The 23,942-nt window shown below is 61.0% G+C and carries 24 protein-coding genes; 13 read left to right on the forward strand and 11 right to left on the reverse strand.

All coding sequences use genetic code 11. The features are described 5' to 3' along the window. A complete protein-coding gene (locus JZX88_RS09765) occupies positions 1–903 on the reverse strand; it encodes a branched-chain amino acid ABC transporter permease (RefSeq protein WP_004430050.1) in 903 nt (300 codons plus the stop codon). A 333-nt stretch (positions 904–1,236) separates the two neighbouring features. On the opposite strand from JZX88_RS09765, the gene cysQ reads away from it, so the two are divergent. From cysQ to JZX88_RS09785, 4 genes are all read left to right on the forward strand, one after another. After that, on the forward strand, positions 1,237–2,025 hold the full coding sequence (gene cysQ, locus JZX88_RS09770) for a 3'(2'),5'-bisphosphate nucleotidase CysQ (RefSeq protein WP_110756283.1): 789 nt from the start codon (positions 1,237–1,239) through the stop codon (positions 2,023–2,025). A gap of 355 nt (positions 2,026–2,380) precedes the next feature. Further along, positions 2,381–3,421: a DUF2793 domain-containing protein gene (locus JZX88_RS09775; protein WP_206913408.1), complete on the forward strand. Its 1,041-nt coding sequence runs from the start codon at positions 2,381–2,383 to the stop codon at positions 3,419–3,421. Positions 3,422–3,612: 191 nt separating this feature from the next. Further along, positions 3,613–3,888, forward strand: a complete 276-nt coding sequence (locus tag JZX88_RS09780; protein ID WP_003513963.1) for a DUF1153 domain-containing protein — start codon at positions 3,613–3,615, stop codon at positions 3,886–3,888. Positions 3,889–4,110: 222 nt separating this feature from the next. After that, the gene (locus JZX88_RS09785; RefSeq protein ID WP_065114063.1) at positions 4,111–4,392 is read left to right on the forward strand and encodes a GNAT family N-acetyltransferase; all 282 of its coding nucleotides are present in this window, start codon (positions 4,111–4,113) and stop codon (positions 4,390–4,392) included. A gap of 218 nt (positions 4,393–4,610) precedes the next feature. On the opposite strand, the gene JZX88_RS09790 is transcribed toward JZX88_RS09785, so the two are convergent. Next, positions 4,611–4,814: a DUF1059 domain-containing protein gene (locus JZX88_RS09790; protein WP_142840532.1), complete on the reverse strand. Its 204-nt coding sequence runs from the start codon at positions 4,812–4,814 to the stop codon at positions 4,611–4,613. A gap of 285 nt (positions 4,815–5,099) precedes the next feature. Then, positions 5,100–5,450: a flagellar export protein FliJ gene (locus tag JZX88_RS09795; protein WP_003491821.1), complete on the reverse strand. Its 351-nt coding sequence runs from the start codon at positions 5,448–5,450 to the stop codon at positions 5,100–5,102. A 481-nt stretch (positions 5,451–5,931) separates the two neighbouring features. On the opposite strand from JZX88_RS09795, the gene ctrA reads away from it, so the two are divergent. Next, positions 5,932–6,636, forward strand: coding sequence for a response regulator transcription factor CtrA (gene ctrA, locus JZX88_RS09800; protein WP_065114065.1), 705 nt, complete (start codon positions 5,932–5,934; stop codon positions 6,634–6,636). 138 nt (positions 6,637–6,774) lie between these two features. Continuing rightward, positions 6,775–7,290, forward strand: coding sequence for a GNAT family N-acetyltransferase (locus JZX88_RS09805; RefSeq protein ID WP_065114066.1), 516 nt, complete (start codon positions 6,775–6,777; stop codon positions 7,288–7,290). Between the two features lie 78 nt (positions 7,291–7,368). Here JZX88_RS09805 and JZX88_RS09810 read toward each other — a convergent pair whose 3' ends face one another. From JZX88_RS09810 to chpT, 3 genes are all read right to left on the reverse strand, one after another. After that, positions 7,369–8,415, reverse strand: a complete 1,047-nt coding sequence (locus tag JZX88_RS09810; RefSeq protein WP_206913409.1) for an alpha/beta fold hydrolase — start codon at positions 8,413–8,415, stop codon at positions 7,369–7,371. 107 nt (positions 8,416–8,522) lie between these two features. Continuing rightward, positions 8,523–9,062 carry a GNAT family N-acetyltransferase gene (locus tag JZX88_RS09815; protein WP_110756289.1) on the reverse strand — a complete coding sequence of 180 codons (540 nt, stop codon included), beginning with the start codon at positions 9,060–9,062 and terminating at the stop codon, positions 8,523–8,525. An 87-nt stretch (positions 9,063–9,149) separates the two neighbouring features. Continuing rightward, the gene (chpT, locus tag JZX88_RS09820) at positions 9,150–9,797 is read right to left on the reverse strand and encodes a histidine phosphotransferase ChpT (protein ID WP_110756291.1); all 648 of its coding nucleotides are present in this window, start codon (positions 9,795–9,797) and stop codon (positions 9,150–9,152) included. A 248-nt stretch (positions 9,798–10,045) separates the two neighbouring features. Here chpT and JZX88_RS09825 point away from each other — a divergent pair, with 248 nt between their 5' ends. Together JZX88_RS09825 and JZX88_RS09830 are read left to right on the forward strand one after the other, a co-directional pair. Continuing rightward, the gene (locus JZX88_RS09825) at positions 10,046–10,642 is read left to right on the forward strand and encodes a DUF1134 domain-containing protein (RefSeq protein WP_065114069.1); all 597 of its coding nucleotides are present in this window, start codon (positions 10,046–10,048) and stop codon (positions 10,640–10,642) included. 313 nt (positions 10,643–10,955) lie between these two features. After that, positions 10,956–12,185: a hypothetical protein gene (locus JZX88_RS09830; RefSeq protein WP_206913411.1), complete on the forward strand. Its 1,230-nt coding sequence runs from the start codon at positions 10,956–10,958 to the stop codon at positions 12,183–12,185. A 187-nt stretch (positions 12,186–12,372) separates the two neighbouring features. Here the strand turns inward: JZX88_RS09830 and JZX88_RS09835 are convergent, their stop codons facing one another. Then, positions 12,373–13,227, reverse strand: a complete 855-nt coding sequence (locus tag JZX88_RS09835; RefSeq protein ID WP_206913413.1) for an RNA methyltransferase — start codon at positions 13,225–13,227, stop codon at positions 12,373–12,375. Further along, a complete protein-coding gene (locus JZX88_RS09840; protein ID WP_059754555.1) occupies positions 13,217–13,609 on the reverse strand; it encodes a hypothetical protein in 393 nt (130 codons plus the stop codon). The genes JZX88_RS09835 and JZX88_RS09840 overlap by 11 nt, the downstream gene beginning before the upstream one ends. A gap of 38 nt (positions 13,610–13,647) precedes the next feature. On the opposite strand from JZX88_RS09840, the gene JZX88_RS09845 reads away from it, so the two are divergent. From JZX88_RS09845 to rpoH, 3 genes are all read left to right on the forward strand, one after another. Then, positions 13,648–14,670 carry an RluA family pseudouridine synthase gene (locus tag JZX88_RS09845; protein ID WP_065114072.1) on the forward strand — a complete coding sequence of 341 codons (1,023 nt, stop codon included), beginning with the start codon at positions 13,648–13,650 and terminating at the stop codon, positions 14,668–14,670. 275 nt (positions 14,671–14,945) lie between these two features. Beyond that, the gene (locus tag JZX88_RS09850) at positions 14,946–15,770 is read left to right on the forward strand and encodes a class I SAM-dependent methyltransferase (protein ID WP_206913415.1); all 825 of its coding nucleotides are present in this window, start codon (positions 14,946–14,948) and stop codon (positions 15,768–15,770) included. A 166-nt stretch (positions 15,771–15,936) separates the two neighbouring features. Beyond that, positions 15,937–16,839, forward strand: a complete 903-nt coding sequence (gene rpoH / locus JZX88_RS09855) for an RNA polymerase sigma factor RpoH (protein WP_065114074.1) — start codon at positions 15,937–15,939, stop codon at positions 16,837–16,839. A 442-nt stretch (positions 16,840–17,281) separates the two neighbouring features. Here the strand turns inward: rpoH and JZX88_RS09860 are convergent, their stop codons facing one another. Both JZX88_RS09860 and JZX88_RS09865 read right to left on the reverse strand, forming a co-directional pair. Then, complete coding sequence (locus JZX88_RS09860; RefSeq protein WP_206913416.1) at positions 17,282–19,564, reverse strand: hypothetical protein; 2,283 nt, start codon at positions 19,562–19,564, stop codon at positions 17,282–17,284. Positions 19,565–19,634: 70 nt separating this feature from the next. Then, positions 19,635–20,933: an adenylosuccinate synthase gene (locus JZX88_RS09865; RefSeq protein WP_065114076.1), complete on the reverse strand. Its 1,299-nt coding sequence runs from the start codon at positions 20,931–20,933 to the stop codon at positions 19,635–19,637. A 240-nt stretch (positions 20,934–21,173) separates the two neighbouring features. Between JZX88_RS09865 and JZX88_RS09870 the strand changes: the two genes are divergently transcribed. Beyond that, entirely contained in the window at positions 21,174–22,061 is an 888-nt protein-coding gene (locus JZX88_RS09870; RefSeq protein WP_065116046.1) for a DMT family transporter, read from the forward strand. A gap of 52 nt (positions 22,062–22,113) precedes the next feature. Here JZX88_RS09870 and JZX88_RS09875 read toward each other — a convergent pair whose 3' ends face one another. Continuing rightward, positions 22,114–22,647, reverse strand: a complete 534-nt coding sequence (locus tag JZX88_RS09875) for a transglutaminase-like cysteine peptidase (protein ID WP_206913417.1) — start codon at positions 22,645–22,647, stop codon at positions 22,114–22,116. A gap of 675 nt (positions 22,648–23,322) precedes the next feature. On the opposite strand from JZX88_RS09875, the gene JZX88_RS09880 reads away from it, so the two are divergent. Continuing rightward, positions 23,323–23,907, forward strand: a complete 585-nt coding sequence (locus JZX88_RS09880) for a transglycosylase SLT domain-containing protein (RefSeq protein WP_065114078.1) — start codon at positions 23,323–23,325, stop codon at positions 23,905–23,907. Positions 23,908–23,942: the final 35 nt, after the last annotated feature.

Consider the following 23,942-nt stretch of genomic DNA (forward strand, 5'->3'; position numbering starts at 1 on the left):
TCACACCTTCTCGACTTCCGGACGACCGAGAATGCCGGTCGGCTTGAAGATCAGCACGAAAGCCAGAATGCCGAAAGCCGCGACATCCTTGTAGGCAATGGAGAAATAGGCCGACCACAGCGATTCGATGAGACCGATCAGGAGGCCGCCGAGAACAGCGCCCGGAAGCGAGCCGATGCCGCCGAGAACGGCCGCGGTAAACGCCTTGACGCCGGGAATGAAGCCGTCGCTGAAGGAGGCAACACCGTAATACATCAGATACATGGTGCCCGCGACCGCAGCCAGCGCCGCACCCATGATGAAGGTGATGGAAATCGTCTTGTCGACATCAACACCGAGGAGAGCCGCCATCTTGCGATCCTGTTCGGTGGCGCGCTGCGCCCGGCCGAGCGGGGTCTTGTTGACGATATACCAGAAGGCGAAAAGCAGAACCGAAGTGACCACCATGATAATCAGCTGCTTCAGCGACACGGTAATGGCGCCGAAATGATAGCTTTCCGTCACCATTGACGGGATCGGCTTGTTGCGCGGACCCTGGGTGACCTGGATGAAGTTGGACAGCGCGATCGACATGCCGATGGCGGTGATCAGCGGTGCGAGACGGAAGGAACCTCTGAGCGGGCGGTAAGCCACACGCTCGATCACCCAGTTCCACAGACCGGTCATCAGCATGGCGACGACCATCATCAGAAGCAGAAGCAGCGCCACCGGAATGCCGGCGACAAAGGATGTCACAATCAGAAAAACGATCAGTGCGGCGAAGCCGCCAAGCATGAAAATATCGCCATGGGCGAAGTTGATCATGCCGATAATGCCATAAACCATCGTATAGCCGATAGCGATGAGGCCGTAGATCGATCCAAGAGTCAGCCCGTTGATGAGCTGCTGGATAAAATACTCCATGTCTTTCCCCCGGGCACGACCTCGAATGGGCCACACCTCGTTATGTTAATTATGGGGGGAGCCCCTGCGGGCAGCCCCACTCCCAAAATGCATATCGTGTTCGTTAAAAATGTGAAGTCAAAAACGGGCGATCCTGCACAAAATTTGGAATTTCCACATGGACTGCCGCTTTCCCGATCAAAAGAGCCATGATTTTGGCAGGAAGTGCTGAAAAAATGACGGCTGAACGCTTATTTTAGTCTTGTCTGATGCCATTGTTTGACGGGCGACGGGCAAAGGAGTAGCGACGTTGAGGATCGGAATATCCCGGCACGGGATGGCAACGGCAAAGAGATGATCGACATATTGACGAAAGCGGCGCTGGACGCCGGGCAGGCCATCATGGCGGTCCACCGCGCCGGCCCGCATGTCTCCTACAAGGATGACTGCTCGCCGGTGACCGAAGCCGATCAGCGGGCCGAGGCGATCATTCTCGCCGCGCTGGCCGCCCATTTTCCCGATATCCCCGTCATCGCCGAAGAGGCCGTTTCAAGCGGCATCCTGCCGGAAACCGGCGCGGAGTTCTTTCTGGTCGACCCGCTGGATGGGACCAAGGAATTCATTTCCGGCAAGGACGATTTCACCGTCAATATCGCGCTCATCCGCAACGGCGCTCCGGTTGCCGGCGTGGTTTATGCCCCCTGTCGCGGGCAGGCCTGGACGGGCGAAGGCGACAAGGCCGAAAAGCTCGCCATTTCCGGCGAAGGAGCGATCTTGTCGCGCCACCCCATCCGGGCACGCCAGCGCGGCGCCTCGCCCGTGGCGCTGATCAGCCGCTCGCATTGCACGGCAAAGACGGAAGCCTTCGTGGCCGAACACGGCCTGAAGGACTGCATTTCCGTCGGCTCCTCGCTGAAATTCTGCATGCTGGCGGAAGGGGCCGCCGATATCTATCCCCGCTTCAGCCGCACCATGATGTGGGATACGGCCGCCGGCGACGCCGTGCTGCGTGCCGCAGGCGGGCGAACGCTCGATTGCGAAGGCCGGCCTCTTGCTTATGAGGTCAGGGGTGATGGCGAGGATGCGCTGGCCAATCCGGACTTTATTGCCGAGGGCGCGATGGCGGTGGAAATCGCCGGGTAATATGCGCTTGCCGTCTCCTGCGGCTCTTGCAGCGTGTGGCATTGGTGAGCTTCGGCGTGTGCGGCTTACCCCCCTCTGCCCTGCCGGGCATCTCCCCCTCAAGGGGGGAGATCGGCAGGAGGCGCTACCACCATGTCATTCTCAAACGTTGAGATGGGCGAAACCTCGCCGCAGATCGATCTCCCCCTTGAGGGGGAGATGCCCGGCAGGGCAGAGGGGGTAAAGCCGCATACTCCAAAGCCCGAAAAACATTCCCACCAACGCCAGCAAAAATAATCTCATCCCCGCGCATCCCCACCCCGCCCAACCGCATCAAACTCTCTCGCAAACGGCACCCGAGCGCGAAAGAAACACCATGACGGAACAGACGGCGAGACTTCACCTTCCCTATATCCTGCCCTCGCAGGCACAGAAACACGTGACCCACAACGAAGCCCTGCAAAGGCTGGATGCGATCGTGCAGCTCACCGTCAAGGCCGTCGTCGCCGCACCGCCCGGGACTGCGGCGGAAGGGGAATGCTTCCTCATCGCCACGGATGCCACCGGCGAGTGGACCGGCAAAGGCGGAAGGCTCGCCTTCCGGCAGGACGGCGCATGGTTGCTCATCACCCCGCAGCCCGGCTGGACGGCGTGGTTTGCAACGGAAGGCAGGTATCGTCTGCTGCGCGACGGGGCATGGCGCGACATGCCGCTGCCCGCCACGGGCCGGCTGGAAGGGCTGGGCATCGGCACGGAGGCCGATGCCGCCAACCGCCTGGCGCTCGCCTCCCCCGCCAGCCTTTTCACCCATACGCCGGACGATGGCAGCCACCGCCTGACGGTCAACAAGGCGGACAAGACCGATACCGCCTCGCTGCTGTTCCAGTCCGGCTGGAGCGGCCGGGCGGAAATGGGGCTTGCCGGCCATGACGGTTTTTCGATCAAGACCAGTGCGGACGGCACCTCCTGGCACACCGCGCTCCTGTGCAGCGGCGATGGCCGGGTATCGATGCCGAACCGCCCGCTTGCCATCGCCGGCCTGCCGGCGGGCACGACAAAACCCGCAAACGATTCAGCCGCGGGCTTTTCCCTGCTCTTCATCGCCGAGGGCGGTTTTGCGCTCGGTGACGCGGTCGGCGGCGGCGGACGTGAACTCGTCGTACCGGCAAGGGGGATATATCTGGTGACCCTGTCACTTGCCGTCGTTTCCTCGTCCGGCCACAGGGTGACGCTTTTCGTCAACGGCGCGGCGGCCGGTTTCGGCATTGCCGGCAATGCGTCCACCGCCGGCTGCTCGCAGTCGGCCACCTCCCTTCTTGCCCTTGAAACGGGCGACCGCCTGCGGCTCCAGCATGAGGGAGTGGCGGAGTTTACCCAGGGCAGCGGGAAAACATGTCTTTCGCTTGCGGCGCTGTGAAGGAAACAACCGATGAGCGAGAAAATTTGCGTTTTTTGGAAAAATTTTTTCCCGACAAAATAAGGCGACACGAACAAATCAGGCGAAACCGTTCAAATTCTTAATAAATTGTCACGAGCTGCTTAGGCAATTTTTAAAGGTACGGGGCTAGAGTTCCCGTCATATGGTCTTGAGTTTGTATAGAGTGTCCAATGACCGAAATGATACGCCCACGAGTTAAATATGTCATCGGCCCCGATGGCAGCCCTCTGACGATCGCGGATCTTCCGCCGTCGAATACCCGTCGCTGGGTCATTCGCAGAAAGGCGGAGGTGGTTGCAGCGGTACGCGGAGGACTGTTGAGCCTCGAGGAAGCCTGCGAGCGTTATACGCTTACCGTTGAAGAGTTCCTGTCCTGGCAGTCCTCGATCGCCGATCATGGCCTTGCCGGCCTGCGCACCACGCGCATTCAGCAATATCGTCACTGATACTGCGCCCGCGCGGCAACGCGCTAAAGCCGAATTTTCAAAACGCCCCGCCGGATCATCGACGGGGCTTTCGGTTTGATTTCCAACTTCCCTTGCAAGCATGTCCGTCGCCGGTGAGATGATTGTCTCCGGTTTGTGTCCGCTGCGTTCGCTTTGCCGCTGTTTCAATTCAGGCGCAAGCCGTTACAGTGGCGCAAACGAACATAAACGGAGGCGCCCATCATGGACATCAAGACAACCGAAACCGGATCGCGCGGCGAATATTCGGCAACCATCGACGGCCACAAGGCCGAGATGACCTATTCGCGCACCTCTCCCACTCTTATCATCATCGATCACACCGGCGTGCCCGATGCATTGCGCGGCAGGGGTGTGGGCCAGGCGCTCGCCGCCCATGCCATTGATGAGGCCCGCAAGGGTGGCTGGAAAATCATTCCGCTCTGCCCCTTCTTCAAGGCCCAGACGCTGCGCCATAAAGAATGGGCGGATGTTATCCAGGGGTAAACCAGCAGGATAGTCACAAACGTCGCCACGTCTTTCTTCTCCCCGCCGGGGAGAAGGTGGCCCGAAGGGTCGGATGAGGGGGCAACGCTAGCGATAAACCGAGAGCTTGCCCCCTTATCCCGCTGCCGCAGACTTCTCCCCGGCGGGGAGACGAAACACGCGGCTTACGCCCGATCCCTCACAGCCGTTCCAAATATCGCGTCATTCATAAATGCGGGTCACGCCACCTTCAGCGGCGGCGTTCCCGCATGCATGCTGTGGCGGACTTCCTCGCGGAATTCAGGCGTATCCTTGGCCCCATGCACCGCCACGGCATGGTGCACCGCTGCCTCCATCAACTCCTCCGGAGAATCGGCGGAGATGGCGATCGTGCATTTGCTGTCACTGGGGAATTCGCGGCAATCAATATATTGGCGGGCCATTTTTCCCTCCCTGCCATAGCCGTCCGCGCCCGCTTGAGGCGCGCACGCAAAGCCTCCGGCTCACGGTCGGAACCCCCTTAAATTACGCCTTTCCCCATACCCGGACAATAAAAATCCAGCGACGCCGTCCCGCGGGAAGACACGGGGTACCCCGCCAAAACAAAAGGCCGCCCTCAAAGGGCGGCCTTTTAAAAAAATGCATGTCATCCCGTCATTGAAAGCCGCCTCCTGATCCACCGGCAGCCGTCAATGAGGACGATCATTCGTCCGATTATACGCCTGATGTCAGGCGCGGGCGCGGATTGCTCCGTCGCGGTTTTCGAGGGCAGCGGCCTTTTCATATTCGGCCTGCACCTCTTCCAGCGAAGCCTCGGCGGCTTCCTGCTGGGCCTTCAGTTCCCGGATGGAGACCTGAAGATTATCCGCCCGCTGGCGCGCGGCCTTTGCGAAGGTCGGATAGGCGAAATGCGTCGGATCGGTAATGCCCGACTTGCTCTCTTCCAGCGAGATCTGATGCACCAGTTCCTTGGCCATCCGCTCGAACTCGGACATCATCTGCTGCAACTGGTTAAGTTGCCGACGTTTTTCATTGACCTGAAATTCCTTCAGGCGAACCAGGCTGTCACGCGACTTCATACGCAATACTCCATGGATAGCGAGACCCGGATCAAAAAGGCACTATGCCCCCCTGACCGGCCCGTTTAACCCGCCCGTTCAACCGACCGGGCTAACCCGTTGTGCCGGAATGATTCCCAAAAGTTACTCGGCGTTAATAAAAAACCACCGCCGTTAACCTTTCGTTTACGGGCATCGTTAATGATAACCACGATCATTTAAGGGTCGGTAAATGCCAGGTCCAAAAAAACGGACCCGACGATGTAAGAGTCGATTGAATCACTTAGCGGGAAATCCTCACGTTAAGCTTCAATTTTGGCGATGGTGGATTCACGTGCAAAAACAGCGAAATGCCAACTTTGCTTAATAAATTCGATACACCTTGCCAAAGGCAATTAGAATTTGTTAACCATTTGGTGGCAGCCTGCAAATCAGGCAACGTCTGGATCCGCATCGCGCGAGGCAATGATTTACCGGTTCGCGGGCGGCAAAGGGGATAATTATGCGGGTTCTACTTATTGAAGACGACAGCGCGACAGCGCAGAGCATTGAACTGATGCTCAAGTCGGAAAGCTTTAACGTCTACACGACCGACCTCGGCGAGGAAGGCGTGGACCTTGGCAAGCTCTACGATTACGACATTATTCTTCTCGACCTCAACCTGCCTGACATGTCGGGTTACGAAGTCTTGAGAACATTGCGCCTTTCCAAGGTCAAGACGCCGATCCTCATCCTCTCCGGCATGGCCGGCATCGAGGACAAGGTGCGCGGCCTCGGCTTCGGCGCCGACGATTACATGACGAAGCCGTTCCACAAGGACGAGCTTGTTGCCCGCATTCACGCGATCGTCCGCCGTTCCAAGGGTCATGCGCAGTCGGTCATCTCGACCGGCGAGCTAATCGTCAATCTCGATGCCAAGACGGTTGAAGTGGGTGGCCAGCGCGTTCACCTGACCGGCAAGGAATATCAGATGCTCGAGCTGCTTTCGCTGCGCAAGGGCACGACGCTGACCAAGGAAATGTTCCTGAACCACCTTTACGGCGGCATGGACGAGCCGGAACTGAAGATCATAGACGTCTTCATCTGCAAGCTGCGCAAGAAGCTCGCAAATGCCGCAGGCGGCGCAAATTACATCGAAACCGTCTGGGGCCGCGGCTATGTTCTGCGCGAGCCGGATGGCAGCACGGAATTCCTCGAAACCGCCTGATCTCTTATAAGAACAGGGCAGTTTTAAAAGACCCGCTGGCGACAGCGGGTTTTTTGTTGTGCGTCACAGCCGAAACATGCCGCTTCATTCAGACGCAACAGAAAGCGCATATTGGCACTCCCAAAAAGGACCAATGCCATGAACCACCCTATCCCGACCCTTAAAACCCAACGCCTGACATTGCGCCCGCAGACCATGGCGGATTTCCCCGCTTATCTGGCCTTCATGGCGTCACCACGCTCACTCGGCGTCGGCGGCCCCTACGACCTGCCGTCGACATGGGGTGTGTTCTGTCACGATCTGGCCAACTGGCACTTCTTCGGCCATGGCGCGCTGATGATCGAGCTTGATGAAACGGGGGAGTGCATCGGCCAGGTCGGCATCAATCACGGCCCGCTATTTCCCGAAAAGGAACTGGGCTGGCTGCTCTATGACGGGCACGAGGGCAAAGGCTATGCCGCCGAAGCCGCCATAAAGCTGCGCGGCTGGGCCTTCGAAACCCTGAGGCTGCCGACACTGGTGAGCTACGTATCCCCGCAAAACAGCAAATCCGCAGCCGTCGCCAGGCGAATCGGTGGTTCTCCCGACCCATCCGCGCCACGCAGCGACCCGGAAGATCTCGTTTTTCGATATTACCCGCTCAACGCCGCTTGAAGGATCGGGACGCTGCGCAGAGCCGAAAGGTTTCAGCGATGCGTCTCGCCCCCCTCAACTATCGGGCGGACAGCCCTCCTAATGCAGTTTCTCCTTGAGAAAGCCGCCGATTGTCTCCACGATTTGCGCGTGGATTTCAGCCCGGCCCCTGCCCCCGCCATCCCGGCAGACGAAACCTTCGCCCGGTGACATCTCTTCGACGATTTTTTCGCCATTGGGCTTGCACAGCTGCATGAAGCTGAAGTGACTGGCATCCGGTATCTCCCGATAGACCGTCGTGGTTTTTGGCAGATGCCGGGCGATATAATCAGAATCGGCCCTGATCGCGGCGATCTGTGGCATCTCCACACCGGCAGCCAGAACCAGAACCGGCACATCCACCCCCTCAAGCGTTTCCGGCAGAAACCCGGCGGCCGGGCCGAGATCGAGCGCAACGGCCGCACGGATGCGGATATCCCGCAAATCCATCGAAAGGCGCGGATCGGCCTTGCCACCGCCGATGATGCCGACCTTGGCCAGCAGCCGCGGCGCCCTGCATTGCGGTGGCGCTTTCCCCGCATTGCAATCTTTCAAGGCAAGCTCGGCGCTATAGCGGCCTCCCACCAGCTCCATCGCGGTCCAGCCGCCAAGCGAATGGCCGATGACGGCGATGCGCGTCCTGTCGATCTCGCCGGCCAGCCGACCATCATCAAGAAGTGCCGTCAGCGTTCTGCCGATATCGCGCGGTCGCTCCCATAAAGGGATGACCTCGGCTGCATTTTCTTCGGTAAATGATTCGCCCTGATGATCCGGCGCGGCCACGACATAACCATCCTGCGCAAGTTCTCCGGCAAGCCAGTTCAGATTGCGCCAGCTTCCGCCAAACCCGTGCGAGAGCAGAACGAGAGGGCGGGAAGCGGGCGGAATGGAAGCGCCCGGTTGAACCTCAAGGCCGTAAAAGGCAGCGTTTTCACCCACCACCTCCGTTGTTCCCGATGGAATGGCCGGATACCATAATGAGACATTGAGCGCTCTTGCACCGGCATCATCCGGCAATTTGATCTGCCTGAAACCGATGGTGCTTTCCGCCATCGCGGCGGGAGCAAGGGAGAAGATGACAATTGTCGCCAGAAGGAAATTGCGCATGAGATGCTCCAGGAGTTGATATGCACCAACCCCTTGGCTCAAACCGCCGCCGCCCGAGACCTCAAACGGGTTTCAGGACGGACTGAAACACGATCAAGGCAGCACCTTCACGCAATCGTGTAAATCCCGGCCACACGTTCGAAAAGCCGGATCGGGTGTTCGCGAAACGTCGTTTCGCGGAATGGCCGAAAGCCGAATCGGGCGGCGATCGCCAGCGAAGGGCTGTTCAGCGGATCGATCATGCAGACGGTTCGCTGCGAAATTCCGCGGCCATCGAACCATCGGATCGCCGCCTCCACCGCTTCGGTCGCAACGCCCTTGCCGTTCAACCCGGCGTCAATTTTCCACATGGCCTCGGGCGCGGCATCGAAATCGGCCCCGTTGCCTCGCCGCATATGGGCGAAGCCCACCTCGCCGACGATGCGCCCCGTGGCGCGCTCTTCCACCGCGAAGGGGCCGAAGCCGAAAACCGACCAGTGGCCGATAAAACGCAAAAGACGGGCAAAGGCGAGTTCGGGATCGAGCGGCGCGATTGACCGGACGCCTTTTATCGGCGGGGCATCAGCGCCCCAGAACGCGCAATAATGCATTTCATCCGCAATGGCGTGCGGCCGCAGAACAAGGCGATCGGTCGTCAGAAAGGTCATGAACACGCTCCCGAAACGAAAAAAGGGCCGGCACGTCTGCAGACGCGACTCCGGCCCTTTCATCACGTCACATCCGCATTCGAGCGGTCATTCCGCAACCGTCTTTGCGGTAAACACGATACGGTCCTCGTGCACCTTGTATTCCACCGCCATATTGGCCTCTTCCGCCAGAAGCAGTGTGTAATAGGGCTGCACGGAATGGGCGTCGACCGCCTCTTCCAGCCGTCCTTCGTAAATCTCCACGAACTTGGCCGGAACGCGCATCATCCGGCCCTTGACGGTGATTTCGAACTTCGCGTCACCATCCGGGCTTTCCAGCAGCACATCCACATTGCCGCCGCGCGGGATCGCGCCATAAGCGACGAGAAAGAGGTTGAGCAGGAGCTTGACGCGGTTCTTCGCAACGATGGCGCGCGGACCGTTCCAGCTGACTTCCGCCTTCTTTTCGGCTTCGGCAAAATCCTTGGCGGCCTTTTCGGCCTCGCCGGTGTCGATGGACGCGCCGGCGGAGCCGGAAGCACCGAAAGCAAGACGGGCGAACTTAAGCCGCACGGATGCGTTAAGGGCTGACGTGCGGATGAGATCCAGCGCATCGTCATCGGTGCCGCCCTCATCGAGAAGTTCGAGACCGTTATTGATGGCGCCGACAGGAGAAATAACGTCATGGCACACACGGCTGCACAGAAGAGCCGCCAGATCGGGACCGGACAGCGTGATATTGAGTTTGCTCGTCATAAAATTCTCTCCTGCGCAAGGGGGGCGCGGACGGTGTGGAAATTGTTAAGCCATAATGACACCATATTTGGTAAACCGATTGTTAATAGGATGGTTTCAAAATGCCAAATGCCTTAACAGGCCACACTGGAAGCCTTCGCGTCCATTCTGACGCCACAAGGATGTTCCAGCATTTTTGAATCTTCGCATCGAGTCGGAAATCGATTCGGATTTTCGAACCGATGCGCTAACGAAACAGACGGACGGACATGACGATGCGCCTTACGAAAACCCGCACCATTGCACGCCTCGGACTGGGAAAGATTTTCGCGCTCCTTGCGAGCCTCCTGATGTGGGTCGCACCGGCCGCGGCCCAGAACAGCGATCAATATTCTTTCCAGGAAGTCGTGGATGCAGGCCACGGATTCTTCGGTGAAACCACCGGCGGCCTCGCCAAGGTGGTGGAGCGCGCCTTCCAGCAATACGGTCTTCCGAACGGTTATATTCTAGGCCAGGAAGGCTCCGGCGCCTTCGTCGCCGGCCTCACCTATGGCGAAGGCACACTTTACACCAAGAATGCCGGCCAGCACCCCGTCTTCTGGCAGGGCCCGTCGCTCGGGCTGGATTATGGCGGCCAGGGCACCCGCGCCATGATGCTCGTTTACAACCTGCCTTCCGTCGATGCGCTTTACCGCCGTTATGGCGGCGTCAGCGGCTCCGCCTTCATCGTCGCCGGTGTCGGCATGACCTATCTGAAAAGCAGCGATGTGACGCTCGCTCCCATCCGCACCGGCATCGGCGCGCGCCTCGGCATCAATGTCGGTTATCTGAAGCTCACCCAGCAGCCGACCTGGAACCCCTTCTGATTCGCTGAAGTCAAGGTGCAGCGGAGCCAGCGGTGGCATATAGGACGAGAGATTGCGGCAGGTTTCTTCTCGCCGCCGGGGAGAAGGCGGCCCGAAGGGTCGGATGAGGGGCTAGCTCTCTGTATATCTCGACCGTTGCCCCCTCATCCCGCTGCCGCGGACTTCTCCCCCTCGGGGAGAAGAAACAGGCGACACTGACACCGCCTGTGCAATTGCCGGGAGACCCCTCCCCACGGTTGCAAGAATAGCGTAACGTGCTTTCGCGCTCCTCTTTCCGAATGCGCGCGTATCTGAGTTTCGGAGACTGTCCCGCGTGATCGAATATGCCATTCTTTTCGGATTGGGTTTTCTCACCGCAACCCTGCTGGCCCTGTTGATCGCACCCGCGATCCACCGCCGCATCGTCGCCTATACGGAAAACCGCCTGCGCGCGACGATGCCCATCAGCCCGCAGGAAGTCCGCGCCCAGAAGGACATGGCGCGCGCGCTTTACGCCGCCGAAAACGCCAAGGTCCGGCAGGAACTGGAAACGGAACGGGAAAAGAACACATCGCTGCGCCTCGCCAACGAAGCCGCTTCCAGCGATGCCTATCGTCTCGGCGAACAGAACCGCAGCCTGTCGCTGAAGATCGAGGAAATGACGCTGGAAATCGGCGAGTTGCGCACCGGCCTCGATGCCAGCGAGGAACGCGCCGGCACAATTGCGGCAAGCCTTACGCAGCAGGAACAGGCCGCAAACGAGCGCGCCAGCCAGATGGCCGACCTTACCGCCCGCCTGACCAATCTCACCCGCGAACTGGACGATTCGAAAATCCTCGCCGCCACGCGCGATCTGGAGGCCGAGCAGGCGAAACAGAGCGCCACGCGCTTCCGCAAGGAAGGCGAGACCGCCAGCCGCGAATTGCAGGATGTGGCGGCCCGCAACAAGGAGGCGATGAGCGCCGTTGCGCGCGAAAGCCGCAAGGTCGCCCGGCTGGAAGAACAGGTCGCCACCCTCATGGCGAAAAATGCCGATCTCGACACCATGCTGACGCTGCGCAATCAGGAAGCCGCCCGCCTCAGGGAACAGCTTGCCGCGGCCGGCGGCCGCGAGAACGACATGATCATCCGCCTGCCGAACCCGGCCGTGCCGGTCGAGAAAGCGGTTAGCCCATCGCAACCGACGACCCCTGCCCCAGCCGCCGCGCTTGAAACCGCACCCGCCGCCGAAGAAGAGGCGGCACCGGCGATGGCCGCAGAGGAGCCAGCCCCCCCGGTCGTGACGGAGCCAGCGGCGTCGCAAGGTCTGGAGCAGGAAATCGAGGATATCCGCAATCAGGGCACGGCGCTTACCGAACGCCTGCTGAACGTGCGCGGCACCGGCAATGACGAGCCGATCCGCCGCGAAATCGCAAGGATCGCCGCCGAGATGATCGCGCTCACCGCCGCACGGGAGGGCGAGAAATCGCCCATTCCGGGGCTGCTCGCCAAGGCCTCCGGCTCATCGGGGCGGGAGAGCCTTGCGAAGCGGGCGAAGGTGGTGATGGAGAAGCGGAAGCACTGAGAGTGCCGCTTACCCCCCTCTGCCCTGCCGGGCATCTCCCCCTCAAGGGGGGAGATCGGCAGGAGGCCCTACCACCGCTCCATTCGCAAACGTCGAAAGAGGCGAGACGCAGCCGCTTGTCGATCTCCCCCCTTGAGGGGGAGATGCCCGGCAGGGCAGAGGGGGGTAAGCCGCATACGCCGCGGCATCATACCCGCCCGATCGCCCCCGCCATCTGATAAAGCGCCAGCCCCGAAGCCGTGCCCGCATTCAAGCTGTCGAGCTGCGGCGACTGCGCAATCCGTGCGGTATGAAAACGCGACAGCACCGATTGCGGCAGCCCCTCGCCTTCCGTGCCGATGACAAGCGCCATGCGCTCGGATCGGGGAATATCGCGGATCTCGGTTTCGCCACCAGGCGAAAGGCTCCAGATCGCAAAACCGGCCTCGGAAAGCCGCTCCAGCATCTCCACCGCCCCGCCGCCGCGATGCCAGGGAACCGACAGGACAGAGCCGACGGAAACGCGCAGCGCCTTGCGATAGAGCGGATCGCACGAGGTCTCGTCCAGCAGCACCGCATCGGCATAAAAAGCCGCCGCATTGCGGAACATCGCCCCGAGATTATCGTGATTGGAAATGCCGCAGCCGACAAGCACCAGCGACGAGGCCGGAAGTGCCGCCGTCATCTCCTCCAGCCCGCGATCGTGAACCCGTCGCCCGAGCGCCAGGATGCCGCGATGCAGGTGAAAACCGACAATACCATCCAGCACCGGCGCTTCGGCCACATAAACGGGAACATCATCAGGGAAATCGGCAAGGATATCCGCGACACCGGAAAGCCGGTTTCTGAGGATGAGGATGCTCTCGGCCACAAAGGCACCGCCCGCTTTATGGGCGGCGGCCAGCATGCGCAGCACCACCGTTCCTTCGGCAATGAAGCGGCCCTGCCGCCCGGTCAGGTCGCGCTCGCGAATATCGCGAAAGGCGGCGATGCGCGGATCGGCCGGGTCCTCGACCGGGATCAGCGCCCGCCCGTCCAGCAGTTTATTGGCGTCACTGGCCATCGACCGTCACATCGGCGAGGAACCGGCCGGCCGCGACGTTGAAAACCAGCGCCTTGCGGGTACCGTTGGCGAGCCGCCCGTAAAACAGCATGTCGCCACCGGAATAGCTGACATTGTCGATCACAAAACCCTGCGGCAGGCTGGCGGTGACGGCAAGCGGCCCGTTACCCGTGGGAACGGCAAGGTTCGGCGCTTCGCTCTGCGTCTGAACGGCCTTCGACGGCCCCATCGCCTTGTAGACAACCGCACCGAAGACGGCCATAAGGCTGATAAACATCACGGAGCCCGACACGATCTGCAAACGGATCATCTTGCGGCGAACTTTTTCCATGGCCGGATCAAGCGGCTTGTCTTCCTGTTCGTCTTGCTCGATCTGCGTCATCGGGTTCCCTGAAATGCTGATGGATCGGAAAAATAAGAATGAACGACCCCTTTAAACAAGGCGGAGACGCAAGGAAAGTCCTGATTGCCGGCGAAGACGCCGAAGGCCGCCTCGATTCCTGGCTGGTGGGCGAAGTGGGCGGCGACTTCTCCCGCAGCCGGCTGAAGGCGCTGATCGAACAGGGCGCTGTTTCCATCAACGGCCAGCCGGTGACGGAGCCGAAAAAGAAGGTGCATCCGAAGGACCGCATCGAAATCACCATGCCCGAGCCGGAAGACCCGGAGCCCAAGGGCGAGGACATTCCGCTCGACGTGGAATATGAGGATGAAGACCTGATCGTGCTGGTCAAGCCCGCCGGTCTCGTCGTGCATCCGGGTGCCGGCAACTGGACCGGCACGCTGGTCAACGCCCTCATCCACCATTGCGGCGACAGCCTCTCCGGCATTGGCGGCGTCAGGCGGCCGGGCATCGTGCACCGGCTGGACAAGGAAACCTCCGGCGTCATGGTCGTGGCGAAGAACGACAATGCCCACCGCCATCTCGCCGCGCAATTTGCCGACCATGGCCGCACCGGGCCGCTGGAGCGCGCCTACAAGGCCGTCGTCTGGGGTCGCCCGCGCACCCTGCGCGGCACCATCGACGCCGCACTTGGCCGCAGCGCCGACCGCACCAAACGCGCCGTCAAGCATGAGGATTCGGACGATGCCCGCGAGGCGATCACCCATTACGAGGTGATGGAGCGTTACCATGAGCGACCGGATGCCACCTGCCTCGCCTCGATGGTGGAATGCCGGCTGGAAACCGGCCGGACCCACCAGATCCGCGTGCACATGGCCCATATCGGCCATCCGCTGATCGGCGATCCCGAATATGGCGCGGCCTTCCGCACCAAGGCGAACCTTCTCGAAGAACCGGCCAAAAGCACCGTCCGCGGCTTTCCGCGTCAGGCGCTGCATGCCTATCTGCTCGCCTTCGAACACCCCCGCACCGGCGAGGTGATGGAGTTCGAAACCGACCTGCCGGATGACATGCAGACACTGACCGCCGCCCTGCGCGGCTGAAAACCTGTATGGCGCAGTCAAAAAAACTGCGCCATGCATTTTACCCGAAGCCCCCGATAATAAAAAAAGATTAGCGGATAGCGATATTCCGCAGTCGGTCCTTTTTGTAGACCGCCCCAATTTCGCTTCAATCGTCACACCTCCTCGGCCCCGCAAAGCCTGAAATCGCCGCCATTAAACCGCGTCGATTTCAAGCCTGCCAAGTAAAAGCCGCAGGGACGCCATTCGTTCGATCCGCCCCCGAACGGAACCGGCATGATGACGGGATCTATCGCATGAATATCGAAGACCGCCGGTTTATCTTTCAGGAGTTGCGCAGCGTCGAAGGCTATATCGACCCGCCCGATGCGCTCGTCTTCAAGGCGCTGTTGCAGGCCCAGACAAAAAGCGGCCTCCAGGGCGGCATGGCGGAAATCGGCGTTTATTACGGTCGCTCCTATTTCCTGCTGCGCAAATTCGCCGGGAGGCAGGAAAAGGTGCTGGGCGTCGATCTCTTCGATCTCGATCCACCCGAAGATGGCAGCCTCGACCAATATGAACGTCTGATGGAAAACGGTCGCCGGATGGGTTTCGCCATGGATGAAGAGCTGATCATCAGGGGCGACAGCACCCGGCTGGCACCCGCCGACATCACCTCACGCATCGGCCCGACGCGCTTCTTCAGCATCGATGGCGGCCACCATCTGCATCACGTGCTGGCCGATGCGAAACTGGCGATGGAGGTGATCGCCCCGCACGGCATCATCGTCTTCGACGACACCTTCAACCCGGCCTGGCCGGAGGTGACGGTGGGCGTCGCCGATTTTCTGCGCACCCATGGCCACAGCCTCGTCTGCTTCGGCATGACCAAATACAAGACCTATGTCTGCCGCCGGGAATTTCACGCCACCTATGCCGGTGCGATTGCCGAAGATCCTGATTTGCAGGCGCTTTCCCATGTCGAGACGCAGTTCCTCGGCTCAAAGGTGGTGCGCCTGCACAATCCCATGCGCCGAAGGGTCATGTATGAGCTGATGGTGCGCTCCGGCCTCGGCGGTTTTTCGGAACGAATCTACCGTTCGAAAGTTAAACAGGTCAGAGAAGGTGTGACCGGAACATAACGCATGTGTGAACGCAGCGTTCGCTTGAAACGCGGCGGGTGCGTACATATCTGTCACATGGGTTCGTGCGGGGTCGGTAACGACCCGCAGCTTACGGTGTGCCTCCGGCGGGTGATCGCCAATCCAAAGAGGGTGCCGTTCCAGACCATAGATAAGGGGGTGCTTTATGGCCCGCAATAGTTTGCCTACGATTACCGCCGGCGAAGCCGGTCTCAATAGATATCTCGACGACATCCGCAAATTTCCGATGCTGGAGCCGCAGGAAGAATACATGCTTGGCAAGCGTTACGCCGAGCATGGCGACCGCGACGCCGCCCATAAGCTCGTCACCAGCCATCTGCGTCTCGTCGCCAAGATCGCCATGGGTTACCGTGGTTATGGCCTGCCGATCGGCGAAGTCGTGTCGGAAGGCAATGTCGGCCTGATGCAGGCGGTCAAGAAATTCGATCCGGAACGCGGTTTCCGTCTGGCCACCTATGCCATGTGGTGGATCAAGGCCTCGATCCAGGAATATATCCTGCGCTCGTGGTCGCTGGTAAAGATGGGCACGACCGCCAACCAGAAGCGTCTGTTCTTTAACCTGCGCCGGCTGAAAGGCCGTATCCAGGCGATCGATGACGGCGATCTGAAGCCGGAGCACGTCAAGGAAATCGCGACGAAGCTGCAGGTCTCGGAAGAAGAAGTCGTCTCGATGAACCGCCGCCTGCATGGCGACGCCTCGCTGAATGCACCGATCAAGGCCTCCGAAGGCGAATCCGGCCAATGGCAGGACTGGCTGGTGGATGACCATGACAGCCAGGAAGACGTGCTGATCGAGCAGGACGAGCTGGAAACCCGCCGCCGCATGCTGGCCAAGGCCATGGGCGTGCTGAACGATCGCGAACGCCGCATCTTCGAGGCCCGCCGGCTTGCCGAAGATCCGGTGACGCTGGAAGAACTCTCCTCCGAGTTCGACATCAGCCGCGAACGCGTGCGCCAGATCGAGGTGCGCGCCTTCGAGAAGGTGCAGGAAGCCGTGCAGAAGGAAGCGCTTGAAGCTGCGCGCGCGTTGCGCGTGGTGGATGCGTAAAGCATATCCAGCAAAAGTGCGGAGCGGTTTTGCGTCCGTGCCATGGATCATCCTCGGCCCTCGGCCGGGGATTTTTTGTTGGTAAAAGGCTGACGACTGGAAATGGCCTGCCATCCGAGACCGGCGATTGCGCTGGAGGAAAACCGGCAGGAAAAATATCCATGCTTCGGGGGATGCCGCTTACCCCCTCTGCCCTGCCGGGCATCTCCCCCTCAAGGGGGGAGATCGGCAAGACGCTCTACCGCCGCTTCACGCGCAAACGTTGAGAGAGGCGAGACCTTGCCGCAGATCGATCTCCCCCTTGTGGGGGAGATGCCCGGCAGGGCAGAGGGGGGTGAGCCACACCCACCAGCACCAACTAACCCACCCATCACCCGACAAACGCAAAGACACCGCCGTAGCCATATAACGAAAAGGGCGACCCGAGCCGCCCTTTCAATCCTTATTGACCGCCGGCAGCAGGCGCCGCCGCCGCCCATTCGCTGAGCGCCTTGTCGAAGGCGGCAATGCCGTCATTGCCCTTTTGCAGGGTCAGAAGCGCACGGCGGCCGTTGCGGTATGACACCGGAATATCGATCCAGTTGCGGCTCTTCAGAAGCTCCAGATTGGTCTTCATCGCATCCGGGAAGTCGTTGAGCGCGATCATGTGGAAATCGTCGGTGATCTTGGCCGGAACCGCGATCAGCGCGTTGCCGCGATCCTGCTCGGTGCTCTTCATCGCGATACGCTGGACGCTGTCGATAGCGCCGCCTTCGAAGCCGGGCGAAACCGAGAAGACGATCTCGATCAGGTGGCTTGCCGGCAGCGACGGATCGGTGTTGCGCTTGAAGGTGATCAGCGCGCTGAGGCCGCGGCCGGGAACGGTGATCTGGCCCTGAACGGTCGGAGACGGCTTGCCTTCCGCGTCATTTTCCTGCTGCAGCGACCAGGAAACGCTGCCCTGGATGGCGGTCGGAACCGTCTGGCCCAGCACTTCCTCGTAAAGGAACATGCGGTCGCCAGTCGCGGCGGCGGCAGGCTGCTGCGCCGGCGGTGTGCCGGCCGGAGTAGCGGCATTATTGGCCGGAGCCTCACCCGCAGGCGGCGGCGCGACGTTCTGTTCATAGACCGACTGGCCTTCGGCGGTGACGGGCTGGCCGTTTGCGCCCGGCGCTGGTCCTTCGTCACGCTCGGTGCCGTCAGCCAGCAGCCGCTGCGTGAACTTCGTGCCGGTGACGGAACCGTCGTCACTATGCGTCGGCGTCTGGTGGTTGGCCGGATTGACCGGCTGCTGCTGCCCGTTGGCTGGCGGCTGCTGGGTTGCCGGCGGCGTCGATGTCTGCGCCTCACCCCCAGGAGTATTGGCCGGAGGCGTCTGCGTCTCGCCGCCATTCTGCGCCGATTGCACCAGTCCGCCGACCATGTCGTTCAAGGCGTCGCGGTTCATCCACAGCGCATAACCGCCGCCCGCCAGAAGCCCGGCGCCGACAAGGGCAAGCACCAGCGACGCATAGTTACGGCGCGGCTTCTTCTTGACCATATAGGCGGGCGTCGCAGCACCGGCGCCAACCGCCGGCGTTTCGTCCGCACCGGCCCGGCTGGCCGACGACGCGCCGTCGTAACCGATCAGCTCGTCCAGATCGTCCCAGGGCGTGCGTTCCTTGTTGTCCTTGGCCGATGCCTGATCCCCGAAGGGATCATTGTCGGCGCGCGGCAGCGCCGGCGCATCCTTTGCAGGAATGGCGATATCCGTATCCTGGAAATAGGACGAGAAATCCTCGACGACGGCCGGCTTTTTCTGGCTCGCATCGTCCGTCTGGCGCGGCTCGGAAAAATCATCCTGAGCGCCGAAGACCGGATCGTGCTCCACCGCAGCCGCATGGCCGAAGCGGTCATCCGTCTCGCGCTTCTCCGGCTCGAAATTCACCGCCGGTTCCTGATAATGCTGCGCGGCATAACCGGCAACCAGCGGGCGCTCGTCCGTCTCGGCACGCACGTCGGCATAGTCGTCGGCGGGGCGCACATCGTCGGCCTGCGTTTCTTCAAGCTTGCGCCAGTCGTCCTCTTCCACGGGCTTTGCCCAATGGGCGGGAACGGAAGCATCCTCTTCGGACGGCGCGGTCTCGAATTCGCGGTCGTGCTCATCCGCCGAACGATAGGCCGGCTCTTCCTCCGCACGGGTGAAATAGGTTCCGTGCGTTTCGTCGGCAACGGCAGGAGCGACCGGAGCCGCAGGCGCCTCATAAAGCTCTTCCGGCTCGCGCTCTTCGTAATGCCGTTCGTCGCGCTGCTCCTCGTGAACCTCTTCGTCCTGCTCCGGAACAGTGGAAACGGGCGTCTCGTGGCGCGGTTCTTCGGCGGCGGGTTCCTCATGAACCGGCTCGGGCTCTTCAGCCTCGGCCCGCGCAGGCTCCTCGTCCACCGGCTCGGCGGCGTGGTCCGCTCGGTCCTCGTCGATCTCGTGCTGAGGGTAAGGTGCCGCAGCCTCTTCGGCAGCGGAGGAGAATTCCTCATCCTCCTCCAGTGCCGGAAGCGCCTCGGCATATTCGCTGTCCACCTCGGCAATGGCGGCGTCCAGCTTGGCGATCTGCCGGCGCAACAATTCTTCCGGCGGACGTGGCTTCATATTCTCGAGTTGGCGCACAACCGCACTGCGCGCCTTGTCGTAAACCTTCGCCCGGTTTTCGGGAGTATTGTTCGCCAAGCCATCCACGGCCTTGCGAATGACTGCTACAAAATCCGCCATAAGCACTTTCTCGTCGTGACCGGCGACGTACCGGCCCGATATGGTTTATGAATCTAGATCGCCGAGGACATTAATCCTCAAACGGATCAGTCACAAGTATGGTGTCGTCACGCTCCGGACTTGTCGACAGAAGCGCGACAGGCGCCCCGATCAATTCCTCGACCTGACGGACATATTTGATTGCCTGAGCAGGCAAATCCGCCCATTTTCGGGCACCGACGGTAGATTCCTTCCAGCCTTCCAGCGTGATGTAGATCGGCTCGACACGCGCCTGCGCGCCCTGGCTGGCCGGAAGATGGTCGATTTCCTGCCCGTCAAGCTTGTAGCCGACGCAGATTTTCAGCTCGTCGAGACCGTCAAGCACGTCGAGCTTGGTGAGCGCGATGCCGGTAATGCCGTTGGTGGCGACCGACTGGCGCACCAGTGCGGCATCGAACCAGCCGCAGCGGCGCTTGCGGCCGGTGACGGTGCCGAATTCATGACCCTTTTCGCCCAGGAACTGGCCGATCTCGTCATTCAGCTCGGTCGGGAACGGACCTTCGCCGACGCGGGTGGTGTAAGCCTTGGTGATACCGAGAATGTAGCCCAGCGAACCCGGACCCATGCCGGAACCGGCGGCGGCCTGACCGGCAACCGTGTTGGAAGAGGTCACATAGGGATATGTGCCGTGGTCGATATCGAGCAGCGAGCCCTGAGCGCCTTCGAACAGGATGCGCGCACCGGCGCGGCGCTTCTTGTCGAGCAGCAGCCAGACGGTTTCGCTGAAGGGCAGGATGCGCTCGGCAATCGAGCCCAGCTCTTCCATGATCGTCTCATGCGAAACTTCGGCGGCGCCGAAACCACGGCGAAGCGCATTATGATGCGTCAGGATACGGTCGACCTTGGCGGAAAGCGCCTCCATGTCGGCGAGATCCATGACGCGGATGGCGCGGCGGCCAACCTTGTCTTCGTAAGCCGGGCCGATGCCGCGACGGGTGGTGCCGATCTTGGTGCCGCTGTTGGAAGCGGCGTCTTCGCGCATGCCGTCCAGTTCACGGTGCAGCGAAAGAATGAGGGTGGCATTGTCGGCGATACGCAGGTTTTCCGGCGTGACCTTGACGCCCTGCGCTTCCAGACGACCGATTTCAGCGATCAGCGCATGCGGATCGACCACGACGCCATTGCCGATGACGGCGAGCTTGCCGGGACGCACGACGCCGGACGGCAGAAGCGAAAGCTTGTAGCTGATGCCATCGATGACAAGCGTATGGCCGGCATTATGGCCGCCCTGATACCGCACGACGACATCTGCCCGCTCGGACAGCCAGTCGACAATCTTGCCTTTGCCTTCGTCGCCCCATTGCGAGCCGACCACCACAACATTCGTCATTTCTTGCTTTCCTGCTCATGGCGCTTGCGCGCCCGATAACCCGATGGGAAACCCAAACCCGCGAATGTATACTGTGTTGTTTTACGGAAAGCGACCCTGTTTCTTATGGAGAATTTTGCTTTTTCCGTGACAAGGCGCGGATTTCCCGCATTATCTCGCCCCGTGGGGGCCAGGCGCGGGCGCAAGGCCGCCGCTCACCCCTCTCCGTTTTCCCGCCCCGTGAAGAAGCGAAACATCAGCGTGCCTTCGAAAGCCTATATCGCCCTCATCATCGCCACGCTCTGCTGGGGCGGCAACACCGTTGCCGGCAAGCTGGCCGTCGGCCACATCAGCCCCATGGCCTTCACCTTCCTGCGCTGGGTCTTCGCCGTCGCCATCATCTTCGCCATTTCCGTGCCGCAGCTCATCAGGGACTGGCCGGTGGTAAAAAAACGCCTGCCCTATTTCCTCGTGCTCGGCAGCGTCGGTTACACCGCCTTCAACGTGTTTCTCTACACGGCCCTGCAGCACACCTCGGCCATCAATGCCGCCGTCATCCAGGCCGGCATTCCCATGGTCATCTTCGTGCTGAACTTCATCCTGTTCCGCACCCGTGTACTCTTCGGCCAGATCGCCGGCTTCTGCCTCACCATATCAGGCGTGGCGCTGCTCGCCTCGCATGGCGATCCGGTCTCGCTGCTGCAACTGGAAATGAATGTCGGCGACGCCGTCATGCTGCTCGCGGTTCTGGTCTATGCCATCTACACCGTCATCCTGCGCTGGAAACCGGCCGTCGACTGGCGCACGCTGATGGCCATCCCCGCCTTCTTCGCCCTCCTCACCTCGGTGCCGCTGGTCTTCTGGGAAATGTCGCGAAACAGCGTCGTCTGGCCGGATCAGAAGGGCTGGGTGCTGGTGGTCTATGCGGCCATTTTTGCGTCGCTCATCGCACAGATCCTGTACATCAAGGGCGTGGAGCAGATCGGTGCCAACCGCGCCGGCCTCTTCATCAACCTCGTGCCGGTCTTCGGCACCTTGCTGTCCGTTGTCGTCCTCAGCGAAACCCTGCACACCTACCAGATCATGGCACTCGTCATGGCGCTGGCCGGCATTGCCGTGGCCGAACGAAAAAAATCGCCGGCTTCCTGAACCAACAGGGTCAGGAAAACCGGCGCAGTCTGGCAGGCATGAAAAGATGGGCTTAAAGCGCGGTTTCGCGCTCGGCCGGAGAAAAGACGGCATTGCCGAGAACGATGTCGCCCTTGTCGGTGGTGACAACAAGCACTTTTTCGAGCGATCCGTCATTGTTCAGCGAGAAGGCAAGGCGCAGTGCCGAGGACGACCAGCCGGCACCGGCCAGCGCCGTGCGCTTGATGGCGGCGCAGTCACCGCAATCGCCAAGGCTTGCCGAAGGTGTTGCCGGAACATCGGTTGCAAAACCGGAAAAATAATCATCGAGCGCGCCCATGGTGGCGTTCACGTCGCGGTTGACGCGCAGCAGTTCCTCACGGCGCTCACCGGTCAACGGCGCGGCGATGGTGGAGACGCACTGGCCGGCGGAAAGAACGCAGCCATCGAAACCGCCCGGTGCCGAAACACCGATCTGCGTCACCGCAGACTTCTCGACGGCGGCAAATGCGCGGGCAAAACCGGCGGCGCCAGCCGCATCGGCGTGGGTGGACATGGAAGCGACGGCAATTCCGCAGATGGCGGCAGCAATAATCTTCTTCAGCATTTCATACCCCGTTTGGCGATCCGCCGGCTTGTGCCGGTCTCGATTTCTGTTTTCTGGAAGCGTCTCTTTTGAAGGGCCGCTCTCCGTCTGTGATCCCACAATGGCACAGGACTGTTTTCAGCCGCTTTAAGCCGATTGCTACAATTTTATCGGTTTTCATTTTTGTACAGCGGGCGCTTTTTTTCGAATATGCGCCGATATCACCGCCCCGAATTCCGGAGCGGCGTTGAGAAGCGATAAATGGGCCGCATCGCTGCGGGGGTATTGAAGGGTAGTGCAGGGTTTTGCAGACGATGCGGCCCCGGTTTCACCATATGATCCGCCCGCCAAACCGGTTCCTGTTTGGAGGATGGACATATGCCGGCCGCCTCAACCGTGACATCGGGAAACTCCCCGGTCTTGGCCGCCTGCCCCGCTCACCTTGCGCCGCGCGCACGCTCGATGACCGGAATGGGCCAAGTATAGGCGGTCCGGCCGGACCGGGGATGCGCGGGGACGTCCGCCTCTCGAAAAGGGCACGGGGAAGAGCGGGACACACGGTTTCGCCCCATCCTGAACACAGGACTTTTCAGCGGGTTAACAAACCCCTGATCGGCGGCATTTGAATTAACCTTGTCTTAAAACCCGGCGTTAATGGTTAGCAATTTAAAAATGGCGGAACGAAAGGGTTCCGTTATGCGTGGCGTATTTGCCGTAGTTTTTCTGATGCTCGTTCTGGCCGGCTGCGCCACCGCACCGTCGCAGGTGACCAATGCCTGTGCGATTTTCGAGCAGCGGAACGGCATCTTCAACAACTGGCGGCGCGATGCCCGCGCGGCCGAGCGCGAATTCGGCGTGCCCGTGCCCGTCATGATGGCGACGATCTACACCGAATCCGCCTTCCGCCCCTATGCGCGCCCGCCGCGCACCAAGCTTCTCGGCTTCATTCCCTGGACACGCCAGTCGAGCGCGTATGGTTATGCGCAGGCGCTGGACGGCACATGGAGCGTTTACCAGCGTGAAACCGGCCGCTGGTCGGCAAGCCGCACCGACTTCACCGATGCCATCCACTTCGTCGGCTGGTATCATGCCAAGAGCCGGCGCGAAAACGGCATTTCGCTGAACGACCCCTATAATCTCTACCTCGCTTATTATTCCGGCCATGCCGGTTATGCCAAGGGCAGCTGGCGCAACAATTCCGCCGTCCAGAAGGCCGCCCGCCGCTCCGCCAACATGGCGCTGCGTTACGAGGCGCAGCTGCAGCAATGCGGATATCGCTGAGGCGGAAGCACAGGCGAATGCCGGCTTAAAAGCCG

The sequence above is a fragment of the Agrobacterium sp. OT33 genome (assembly GCF_017313365.1).
GTDB classification, from domain to species: domain Bacteria; phylum Pseudomonadota; class Alphaproteobacteria; order Rhizobiales; family Rhizobiaceae; genus Agrobacterium; species Agrobacterium rhizogenes_A.

Bases quoted from the DNA above. Each gene is read 5' to 3' on its own strand.
- JZX88_RS09835 (WP_206913413.1), bottom strand. From the start codon at position 13,227: ATGGCCAGTGACGCCAATAAACTGCTGGACGGGCGGGCGCTGATCCCG.
- JZX88_RS09775 (WP_206913408.1), top strand. From the start codon at position 2,381: ATGACGGAACAGACGGCGAGACTTCACCTTCCCTATATCCTGCCCTCG.
- JZX88_RS09880 (WP_065114078.1), top strand. From the start codon at position 23,323: ATGCGTGGCGTATTTGCCGTAGTTTTTCTGATGCTCGTTCTGGCCGGC.
- ctrA (WP_065114065.1), top strand. From the start codon at position 5,932: ATGCGGGTTCTACTTATTGAAGACGACAGCGCGACAGCGCAGAGCATT.
- JZX88_RS09780 (WP_003513963.1), top strand. From the start codon at position 3,613: ATGACCGAAATGATACGCCCACGAGTTAAATATGTCATCGGCCCCGAT.
- JZX88_RS09805 (WP_065114066.1), top strand. From the start codon at position 6,775: ATGAACCACCCTATCCCGACCCTTAAAACCCAACGCCTGACATTGCGC.
- JZX88_RS09875 (WP_206913417.1), bottom strand. From the start codon at position 22,647: ATGCTGAAGAAGATTATTGCTGCCGCCATCTGCGGAATTGCCGTCGCT.
- JZX88_RS09810 (WP_206913409.1), bottom strand. From the start codon at position 8,415: ATGCGCAATTTCCTTCTGGCGACAATTGTCATCTTCTCCCTTGCTCCC.
- JZX88_RS09865 (WP_065114076.1), bottom strand. From the start codon at position 20,933: ATGACGAATGTTGTGGTGGTCGGCTCGCAATGGGGCGACGAAGGCAAA.
- chpT (WP_110756291.1), bottom strand. From the start codon at position 9,797: ATGACGAGCAAACTCAATATCACGCTGTCCGGTCCCGATCTGGCGGCT.
- JZX88_RS09825 (WP_065114069.1), top strand. From the start codon at position 10,046: ATGACGATGCGCCTTACGAAAACCCGCACCATTGCACGCCTCGGACTG.
- rpoH (WP_065114074.1), top strand. From the start codon at position 15,937: ATGGCCCGCAATAGTTTGCCTACGATTACCGCCGGCGAAGCCGGTCTC.
- JZX88_RS09815 (WP_110756289.1), bottom strand. From the start codon at position 9,062: ATGACCTTTCTGACGACCGATCGCCTTGTTCTGCGGCCGCACGCCATT.
- JZX88_RS09845 (WP_065114072.1), top strand. From the start codon at position 13,648: ATGAACGACCCCTTTAAACAAGGCGGAGACGCAAGGAAAGTCCTGATT.
- JZX88_RS09840 (WP_059754555.1), bottom strand. From the start codon at position 13,609: ATGACGCAGATCGAGCAAGACGAACAGGAAGACAAGCCGCTTGATCCG.
- JZX88_RS09785 (WP_065114063.1), top strand. From the start codon at position 4,111: ATGGACATCAAGACAACCGAAACCGGATCGCGCGGCGAATATTCGGCA.
- JZX88_RS09765 (WP_004430050.1), bottom strand. From the start codon at position 903: ATGGAGTATTTTATCCAGCAGCTCATCAACGGGCTGACTCTTGGATCG.
- JZX88_RS09795 (WP_003491821.1), bottom strand. From the start codon at position 5,450: ATGAAGTCGCGTGACAGCCTGGTTCGCCTGAAGGAATTTCAGGTCAAT.
- JZX88_RS09860 (WP_206913416.1), bottom strand. From the start codon at position 19,564: ATGGCGGATTTTGTAGCAGTCATTCGCAAGGCCGTGGATGGCTTGGCG.
- JZX88_RS09790 (WP_142840532.1), bottom strand. From the start codon at position 4,814: ATGGCCCGCCAATATATTGATTGCCGCGAATTCCCCAGTGACAGCAAA.
- cysQ (WP_110756283.1), top strand. From the start codon at position 1,237: ATGATCGACATATTGACGAAAGCGGCGCTGGACGCCGGGCAGGCCATC.
- JZX88_RS09850 (WP_206913415.1), top strand. From the start codon at position 14,946: ATGAATATCGAAGACCGCCGGTTTATCTTTCAGGAGTTGCGCAGCGTC.